Source organism: Pigmentiphaga sp. (genome assembly GCF_019689535.1).
Classification (GTDB): Bacteria; Pseudomonadota; Gammaproteobacteria; order Burkholderiales; family Burkholderiaceae_B; genus Pigmentiphaga.
Genome location: NZ_JADGHH010000145.1, coordinates 1 through 9,062 on the forward strand (window position 1 = coordinate 1; position 9,062 = coordinate 9,062).

General features: G+C 63.5%; 9 protein-coding genes. 3 read left to right on the forward strand and 6 right to left on the reverse strand.

Annotation, left to right across the window (positions count from 1 at the left end; all coding sequences use genetic code 11):
• A partial coding sequence (locus tag IRZ12_RS12660; protein WP_296468957.1) for an AbrB family transcriptional regulator occupies positions 1–654 on the reverse strand: 654 nt, incomplete at its 3' end.
• Between the two features lie 94 nt (positions 655–748).
• Between IRZ12_RS12660 and IRZ12_RS12665 the strand changes: the two genes are divergently transcribed.
• Positions 749–1,915, forward strand: a complete 1,167-nt coding sequence (locus tag IRZ12_RS12665; protein ID WP_296468959.1) for a pyridoxal phosphate-dependent aminotransferase — start codon at positions 749–751, stop codon at positions 1,913–1,915.
• A 61-nt stretch (positions 1,916–1,976) separates the two neighbouring features.
• Here IRZ12_RS12665 and IRZ12_RS12670 read toward each other — a convergent pair whose 3' ends face one another.
• The 5 genes from IRZ12_RS12670 to IRZ12_RS12690 all read right to left on the reverse strand — a co-directional run bounded on the left by IRZ12_RS12670 (position 1,977) and on the right by IRZ12_RS12690 (position 7,185).
• Complete coding sequence (locus tag IRZ12_RS12670) at positions 1,977–3,512, reverse strand: tripartite tricarboxylate transporter permease (protein WP_296468961.1); 1,536 nt, start codon at positions 3,510–3,512, stop codon at positions 1,977–1,979.
• Positions 3,509–3,946, reverse strand: coding sequence for a tripartite tricarboxylate transporter TctB family protein (locus tag IRZ12_RS12675; RefSeq protein ID WP_296468970.1), 438 nt, complete (start codon positions 3,944–3,946; stop codon positions 3,509–3,511). Before IRZ12_RS12675 ends, IRZ12_RS12670 begins: the two co-directional genes overlap by 4 nt.
• Before the next feature lie 17 nt (positions 3,947–3,963).
• A complete protein-coding gene (locus tag IRZ12_RS12680) occupies positions 3,964–4,959 on the reverse strand; it encodes a tripartite tricarboxylate transporter substrate binding protein (RefSeq protein WP_296468962.1) in 996 nt (331 codons plus the stop codon).
• Positions 4,960–5,111: 152 nt separating this feature from the next.
• Positions 5,112–6,497: a sensor histidine kinase gene (locus tag IRZ12_RS12685; RefSeq protein ID WP_296468963.1), complete on the reverse strand. Its 1,386-nt coding sequence runs from the start codon at positions 6,495–6,497 to the stop codon at positions 5,112–5,114.
• A 19-nt stretch (positions 6,498–6,516) separates the two neighbouring features.
• Positions 6,517–7,185, reverse strand: a complete 669-nt coding sequence (locus IRZ12_RS12690; protein WP_296468964.1) for a response regulator — start codon at positions 7,183–7,185, stop codon at positions 6,517–6,519.
• A gap of 448 nt (positions 7,186–7,633) precedes the next feature.
• Between IRZ12_RS12690 and IRZ12_RS12695 the strand changes: the two genes are divergently transcribed.
• Both IRZ12_RS12695 and IRZ12_RS12700 read left to right on the forward strand, forming a co-directional pair.
• Positions 7,634–8,479 carry an NAD-dependent protein deacetylase gene (locus IRZ12_RS12695; RefSeq protein ID WP_296468966.1) on the forward strand — a complete coding sequence of 282 codons (846 nt, stop codon included), beginning with the start codon at positions 7,634–7,636 and terminating at the stop codon, positions 8,477–8,479.
• Between the two features lie 92 nt (positions 8,480–8,571).
• Positions 8,572–9,062 (forward strand): amidase family protein (locus IRZ12_RS12700; protein WP_296468968.1); only part of this gene is annotated, 491 nt, incomplete at its 3' end.

Below are 9,062 nucleotides of genomic sequence, written 5' to 3' on the forward strand. Positions count from 1 at the left end.
CTCCTGGGAGGTCAGCAAAATGGTGACCGCCATCGGCCCCAATACCCACGCATTCGGAATCTGAAAGCGCTGCGCCAGCAATGCCCCGCCTGCGCCCAACGCGAACAAAATGGCAAGCCCGGCAGGATCGACCTGTTGCACCGCCGGCGCAAAAACACCGGTGCCATTGACCCCGGACAGCCGAAAGCCCAATGGCACCAGCACGACCACCAGTAAAATGCGCAGGCTGTGCGCCGACGCGACGAGCGACACCTTGCCCCCGTAGCGGTCGGACAGGTTCGCCATTTCGGCGGCACCGCCTATGGTCGAGGAGAAAAACGCCGTGCTGAATTCGACGCCCGTCGCGCGCCGGAGAAACCATGCGCCGGCCAGGCCCAGGACGACTGCGAACACGGCACCGGCCATGAGCGGGAGGATGTTCCGCGCGATTTCCTCGATGACTGCCGGCGTGAAGTACAGGCCCAGGCCGACGCCCAGTACCCATTGCCCGGCGCAGCGCAACGCCGTGCGGCTCTCGGACCGCACGCCCCCGATCTTGGTGGCCGCTGTTGCCACCAGCGCGCCCAGCATCCAGGGCAACGGCAGGTTCAGATAGACGGCGACAAGCGAACCGCAGAGCGCGATGACGAAACCGAGTAGCAGGCGGGCGGGCATGGAGAGAAGGGAGAAACCGGCATGTCCGCCGGGAAATGCGCAAGTGTAGACTGGGCCGAAAGGCAAATGGTACATCCAAGGTACGAGCAATCTAATGATCAACTCCAAACTCCCGGACGTCGGCGTCACCATTTTCACGGTCATGAGCCGGCTGGCGACCGAAACCCGGGCCATCAACCTGGGCCAGGGCTTTCCGGACTTTGATCCGGATGCCGGCTTGCTGGAAAAAGTCGCCGCGGCCATGTCGGCGGGCCATAACCAATACGCGCCGATGGCGGGCGTTCCTGAATTGCGCAGGGCCATCTCGGCCAAGACGCAGCGCCTGTACGGCGCGGCCTACGATCCGGAAACCGAGATTACCGTCACGAGCGGCGCGACGCAGGCCCTGATGACGGCCATCCTGGCCTCGGCTGGCGCGGGCGATGAAGTCATCGTGCTCGAGCCGACCTACGACTCCTATGTGCCGGCCATCAAGCTGGCCGGCGCCACGCCCATCGCGGTTCAGCTGCTCGCGCCCACGCCGCAGGCGCCCGGGTATCGACCCGACTGGGAGGCAGTGAAGCGCGCGATCACGCCACGCACGCGGGCCCTCGTGATCAACTTTCCGCACAACCCCACCGGGGCCGTGCTCAACGACGCCGACCTCGATGAGCTCGAGCGCATCCTGGCAAGCACAGGCATCGTGCTGATCTCCGACGAGGTCTACGAACACATCGTGTTCGACGGCCGGCAACACGCATCCGTCGCGCGCAGGCCGGCGCTCGCCTCGCGCAGCTTCCTGATTTCCTCGTTCGGCAAGACCTTCCACACCACGGGGTGGAAAATCGGCTATTGCTGCGCGCCGGCCCCCTTGTCGCAAGAGTTCCGCAAGATCCACCAGTTCATGGTGTTCGCGGTATCGACGCCCATGCAGTATGGGTTGGCCGCTTTTCTCGAAGACCCGCGGCATTATCTGGACCTGCCCGCCTTCTACCAGGCCAAGCGCGACCGGCTCGAAGCGGGATTGCGGCAAACGCGCTTCAAGCCCCTGCCCTGCCCGGGCACGTACTTCCTATTGGCCGACTACAGCGAGATTTCGGATGCGCCGGAAAGCGAATTCGCACGTTGGCTCACCACGGAGCACGGCGTGGCCGTCATCCCCATCGCAGCCTTCCACGCTGATCCGCAGGCCCCCTCCTCGAACCGGCAATTAGTGCGTTTCTGCTTCGCCAAGAAAGACACCACGCTGGACGCAGCCTTGGAGCGCCTGCAAGAAATATGACCCCTCCGGGGAGGGGTCACGACGACGGCGCCGCGCGGCAGCCGTCGGGCGCGGAAGAACATCAGGCCGAAGGCGTAGCCGCCGCGGCGCTCCGGCGCCGGCGCGCCAGCATGCGCAGCGTCACCGGCACGGTCAGCACCGCAATGGCACATACCCACAGGCCGATGCTGACGGGGCTTTCCCACAGGATGGAGGCATCGCCGTTCGTGATGGACAGGGCGCGCCGCAGGTTCTGCTCCATCATATTGCCCAGGACCAAGCCCAAGATGAGCGGCGCCATGGGCACGGACATCTTGCGCAGCAGATAGCCCACCACGCCCAAGGCCACCATCATGACGAGGTCGAAGGTCGTGGAATGCACGGAGTACACGCCTATGGCGCTGACCGTGACGATGAACGGCACGAGGGCCCAGGTCGGTACCGACAGCATGCGGGCAAACAGCCCTACCATCGGAATGTTCATGGCCAGCAGCATGGCGTTGCCGATGAACAAGGACGCGATCAAGCCCCAGACGATTTCCGGCCGCTGGTCGAACAGGGCCGGTCCCGGCGTGATGTTATAGAGCGCGAGCACGCCCATCATGACCGCCGTAGTGCCCGAGCCGGGAACCCCCAGCGTGAGCATGGGCACGAAAGACCCGGTGGCCGACGCATTGTTGGCGGCTTCCGGCGAAGCCAAGCCGCGGATATCGCCGTTGCCGAACTGCGCACCCTCCGGATCGGATTGCTCGACCAGGCGCTTCTCGGTGGAATAGGCCATGGCCGAAGCCACCGTCGCGCCCGCACCGGGCAACACCCCGACCACGAAGCCGATCAAGGCGCCGCGCACCGTTCCCCACCAAGTGATGGCCATTTCGCGCAGGTTGAATAGCGTGCGGCCCGTGGGCCTGACCGCGCTCGAACCGGTTACCGACTGCTCGAGCAGCAATAGCATCTCACTGACGGAGAACAAGCCGATCACGACGACCACGAACTGGATGCCGTCGCTCAAGTGCAGCGAATCGAAGGTGTAACGGTATACCCCTGAGTTCTCGTCGATGCCCACGGTGGACAAGGCCAACCCCACGGCCGCAGCCAACAAGGCCTTGACCGGTTGTTCTCCCAGCAGGCCAGCCAGGCAACAGAACGCGAACACCATGAGCGCGAAATATTCGGCCGGCCCGAAGGCAAGCGCCCATTTGGCGAGGAGCGGCGCCGCGACCGCGATGCCGGCGGTGGCGACAGCCGAGCCCACGAAAGAGCTCCACGCGGAAATGGACAAGGCCACCCCGGCTTTGCCCTGGCGCGCCATGGGATAACCGTCGAGCGCGGTCATGATGGCCGAGGCCTCGCCCGGCACGTTGATCAGGATAGAACTGATCCGGCCGCCGTATTCGCAGCCGATGTAGACCGATGCCAGCAAGATGAGCGAGCTTTCGGGCGGCAGCTGCATGGCGAACGCGAGCGGCATCAGGATGGCCACGCCGTTGATCGGCCCCAATCCCGGCAGTACGCCGACGATCGTCCCGATGAACGCGCCGATCGCGGCAATCAATAGGTTGAGAGGCGTCAGCGCGACGGAGAATCCAGTTCCCAAGTGGCTGAGGATCTCGCTCACAACAATCCTCCCAGCACCCCGGTGGGCAACACCACGTCGAGTACCTCATCGAACAACAGGAAAACCCCGATGCCCAGGATCAACCCGGCCGTGCCCGACTTCAGCCAGGTGCCGCCAAAGGCCCGGCCCACGGGCAAGCTCATCAGGAAAGTGGCAATCACGACCCCCAGCCACTGGAACAAGAAAGCATATGCCGCCAACGATATGGCAACAGCCGCGATCCGTCCCTTGACGCCTGGGGAGGCGGGCTCCACCGGGTTGCCTCCCTTGACCACCAGCCACAGGCCGCACAGGCCGATGACCAGCGACAAGAGCATGGGGAAAGCGCGGGGACCGACCGGCTCGTAAGCGAAAGGTGCTTCAAGGCCGTAGCCCTGCCACACCATCACGGCGGCAAACAGCAGTGCCACCGCGCCGAGCAGCCGGTCGTTCAATACGACACGGCTACCCGTCATTTACGCACCAGTTCGAACTCGTTGGCCAGCTTGCGATATTCGGCAACCTGCTTCTTGACGTAGGCATCCAGGGCCTGGCCGGTAAGGCTGAACGGGAACAGGCCGCGCTCTTCGCGCAACTTCGCGAACTCAGGCGTGGCCAGCATTTTGTCGAAGGTAGCGACCCACCACTGGTAATCCGCATCAGAGACCTTGGGCCCGACATAGAAGCCGCGGACGATGGGCCATTGGATGTCAAACCCCTGTTCCTTGGCGGTCGGGACGTCGGCCAGCTTGCCGGGCAGCCGCTCTTCGGAGAACACGGCCAGGATGCGGATGGGAACGCCCGCGTCCAACATGGACGCGACTTCGCCGGCATCGCCCGAATACACCTGGACGTGGCCGCCCTGCAGAGCGGTCAGCGTTTCGCCGCCCCCTTCGAACGCGACGAAGCGCATGGTCTTGTAGTCAATGCCGGCGGCCCGCGCAGTCAAAGCGGCCTTCATCCAATCCTGGCTGCCTATGGTGCCGCCCGCGCCGAACACGACTTTGGTGGGGTCGGCCTTGATGGCAGCCATCAGGCTCTTGAGGTCTTTCCATGGCGCATCCTTGCGCACCACGACTGCACCGTAGTCGGTGCCGATGCCGGCCACCCAGCGCACGTCCGATTCGGTATAGCGGCCGAATTTGCCTTGGGCGATGTTGAGCAGCGAACCACCCGAAAACGCAACGATGGTACCGGCTTCGGCCGGACGCTGGGCAATGATGGTGTTGTAAGCGACGGCGCCGATGCCGCCGGGCATGTACACCGAGCGCATGGGCGCGTCCAGGTACTTGCCCTGTTGCAGGGCGGCCTGGGCCAGCTTGCAGGTCAAATCGAAACCGCCGCCGGGTTTGGCCGGGGCGATGCATTCGGGCCGATCGGGCGCGGCAGAAACGGATTGGGCCGCCAATCCCGCAAAAAACATGACCGCGGCACATGCCGCAGCGCGAAGTCGGACTGTGGGTTTCATCAGTCACCTCCCTTGTTCTTGATCGAGCGGCTAGGCTGCCGCACCAGCCCGACTGTACGAACCCATGCCTTTCAACCAGCTTTCAATGAAACACTTGGGACGCCTGCAGGGCGTCTGGTCGAGGCCTCTTCACTGAGGATAAACCCTAGGTGTCATGGACTGACCCCGTTTTGGTACTTGCTCCGTGGAAACACGAGCGATGCCCGCAAACCCGGCCCCGGGTCGCGATTCTCGAGCACGAGTTGCCCCTTATGAAGCTTGGCGATGCGCTCTGCAATGGCCAGCCCCAATCCCGCCCCGGGCTTGTCCTTGCCCGCTTGTCCACGCCGAAAACGCACCCCGGCCCGCTCGATGTCGGATGCCGACATCCCCGGCCCGCTATCCTCTACCCGCAATACGGCGCAATCGTCCTCGCCCCCGACCGACAACGTCACGACGCTGCCTTCAGGGCTGTAGCGAATGGCATTGTCCAATAGGTTGACGAGCGCTTCGCGCAGCAAGAGCGCCGATCCGAAGAACGGCAGGCGTTCCGCCCGGGTATCGAAACCGTAGTCCAGCCGCTTTGCCCGCGCAGCGGGCAGCAGGCTGCGCACGCATTCGCCCGCCAGTTCGACTAGGTCGATCCGGGCGAAGGGCACACTGCTTTCCCCCAATGAAGCATCGTGTACCCTCGCCAACGCCAGCATCTGGTTGGCCATCCGGATGGACCGGTCTATGCCCGTATGCATGGCCTGCAGCGCCTGCCGCACCGCTTGGGGATCGGATTCACGCAGCGCGAAATCCACTTGTGTCTTGAGCACGGTCAGCGGCGTACGGAGCTGATGCGAGGCATCGTCCAGGAACTGGCGCTGCGCTTTGGCCTGGGCTTCATGACGGGCTATGTGACGATTGATGGCCGCCACCAGCGGTTGCACCTCCGACGGTACCTCGCTGTCGTCGACCGGTCGCAAGTCCTCCGGTCCGCGGGCGTTGATTTCTTCGCTCAAGCGAACCAGCGGCCGCAATGCGATGATGACGCCCGCCGTCAGTAACAAAGCGCTGAGCAGGATTTGCAGCGCGTCGCGCTCGATGGCCCGCATGATCACCGTACGGGTAAAACCCAAGCGTGACCGGACGCTCTCGGCGACCTGGATGACGATGCGCTGCCCTTCGTTTGCACCATAGAGCGGAGGCTCCAACCGACGCGCCATGGCGCCGACCCGGACCGGTTCGCCGAAATACTCCGCGTTGTAGAACTCCGCCCTGCCGGACCGCAGCGGGTGGTCGGGCAGGGGGAGGTCTGGATTGCCGATTTCCGCCAGCCCGTCTTCCGTCGCGACCCGGAAATACACATTGCCACTCGCGGTCAATTCGAAGAATTGCAGCAACCGGTACGGCAGTTCGACGGCCAATCCGCCGCTGTCCGTCGATATATTGAGATCTATCGCACGCAACGCGCCCGCGAGCGAACGATCGTAGGCAGCGTTGGCCAAATCGTCTAGCAGGCGGACGGATAGCCATAAGCCGCCGGCCGCGACCATGGCCAAGGCCGGCAGCATCCACCACAGCAGCGTCGATTCATGCAGGCTCCAGGCAATAACCCAGGCCGCGCAGGGTCACGATGCGGACACCGTTGTCGCCCAGGCGCTTGCGCAGCCGGTGGATGAGCACTTCTACCGCGTCGGGATTCACATCCTGATCGTCGCTAAAGACCCGGTCCAGGATTTGCTGTTTGGTGACGGGTTCGCCGCTACGTTGGATCAATGCCCGCAGCACGGCATGTTCGCGTGGCGACAGCGCAAGCACCTGGTTATCGAGCATGAATTTCTGGGCGGCGGTATCGAACGTCAACGGGCCGCAGGCGAGGCGAGGATGTTCCCTGCCCCGGCTGCGGCGTATCAAAGCGATGAGCCTAGCCTCTAGCTCGGCCACGTTGAACGGCTTGGGCAAGAAATCATCGGCCCCCTCGTGCAGGGTACTGACTCTTTCGCTCAGTGAATCCCGGGCAGTCAATATCAATACAGGTGTGCGGTCGTCCCGTGCGCGAAGCTTGGCCAGCAACCCATGCCCGTCCAGGCCGGGTAACCCGAGGTCCAGGACGACGGCGTCGAAGTCTTCGATTTGGAGCCGTCGTTCCGCAATAGCGCCGTCATTTGCCCATTCCACGACGAACCCCCCATGGCGCGCCAGGGTGCCTGAAAGCCAGCGGGCTAGGTCGGGCTCGTCTTCAACCAGGAGGATACGCATGCGGGAAACTGGAAAAGCGGAAGGCAGATGCTAGGCGCCCGGACGACAGATGTCTATGGAAGCGAAGCCACATGGGGCCGGGTCGAAGGTCGTAGTAGGCAAAGTGTTTTGGGTTTTACCTAAAGCTATCTATCTCACTGGTAGCAGGTAATAGGAGCCTGTGGATAACTTGTGAGCCTGAAAAAAACCTTTTCGATTCAACGATTTGCACATTTTTTGTGCATGTGGATAACCTTGTCCACACGGTGTACCCCAAAACTGGACAAGTTTTTTGGGTCGGTCGAAAAAGGCAGTTATCCAGAAAGCACCCACAGCCTGTGCACAACCCCGCTCCCTAGAGGTTATCCACAGGCCGTTTGCCCGTCCTGGCGCATGGCGCGCCCAGTGGTACTAGCCCAAGGTGGATGATGTCGTTCCAGCCCCGCCTTGGGTATGCTTGGTTCGGTGAATGGGGTCTACTATGCTTGCTTCACCACTTTCCGCGCTTGCCGAGTTCGTCGGCCGGCATAGACGTTTGTTTGTGCTCACTGGCGCTGGATGCAGCACAGAATCTGGAATTCCGGACTACCGGGATGCTGATGGACAGTGGAAACGGACACCGCCCATCAGTTTCCAGGCCTTCATGGGCAGCCCCCTCGCCCGTTCGCGGTACTGGGCGCGCAGCATGGCGGGCTGGCGACATTTCGGCAAAGCCGAGCCGAATGATGCGCACCGGGCACTGGCCAAGCTCGAAGCCGCGGGACGTGTCGAGCGGCTCGTCACGCAAAACGTTGACGGCTTGCACCAAGCGGCGGGTAGCCGTGCCGTCGTCGACCTGCACGGCCGGCTGGATCACGTCCGGTGCATGGAATGTGGGCGCCGCGAACCCCGGAAGGTGTTCCAGGCGCGGCTGGAGGCTCGGAATCCCGGCTGGGTGGGCCTGTCGGGGCGCATGGCTCCGGATGGCGACGCCGATCTGGAAAGCGTCGATTTCAGTGGCTTCCGCGTCCCGGCGTGCCTGGCATGTGGCGGGATACTCAAGCCCGACGTCGTGTTTTTCGGCGAACCCGTCCCGGCGGAGCGGATATCCAGCGCATTAGCCGCCTTGCAGGTGTCTGACGCGATCCTGGTCGTGGGATCGTCACTGATGGTGCATTCCGGCTATCGGTATGTACGCGCCGGTGCCCAGGCCGGGCTGCCCGTGGCCGCCGTCAATCTAGGCCGCACGCGCGCAGACGATTTGCTGGCCCTGAAGGTGGAGCTGCCTTGCGCGCAGGCCCTTTCCTTCGTCTTTGAAGAGGCCTGCGCGGACTGAGTCAGCAAAGGCGAGCCATTCTCCATAAAACGCGATTCATGCGCCAGGAGGCGTCGGTTAAGCTGGCGTGACCGCATATCTTCGTCCTGGCCATGTCTTCGAACCTCCTTTCTCTGGACGCCACGGAACTCGCGCGGGCCATCGCTGCGCGCAAGGTGTCGTGCCGGGAAGTCATGACGGCTTTCCTGGATCGCATCGAACGCTGCAATGCCGGCGTGAATGCCATCGTGGCCTTGCGCCCGCGGGAAGAGCTGGAGGCGCAAGCGGCTGAGGCCGATGCCGAAATGGCCCGTAGCGGCCCGCGTGGATGGATGCATGGTTTTCCCATCGCGGTAAAAGGCCTGGATCCGGTTCGTGGCTTGCCGTGGACAGAAGGTTCCCTGGCCCACCGGGATCGCGTGGCAGGCGCGGATAGTATCCAGGTCGAGCGCATGCGTGCGAGTGGCGCCATCATTATTGGCAAGACCAATACGCCGGAATTCGGGTTGGGTTCGCATACCTATAACCGCGTATATGGCGTGACCCGCAACCCGTACGACACCACGCGCTCTGCGGGCGGCAGCAGCGGCGGCGCGGCGGCGGC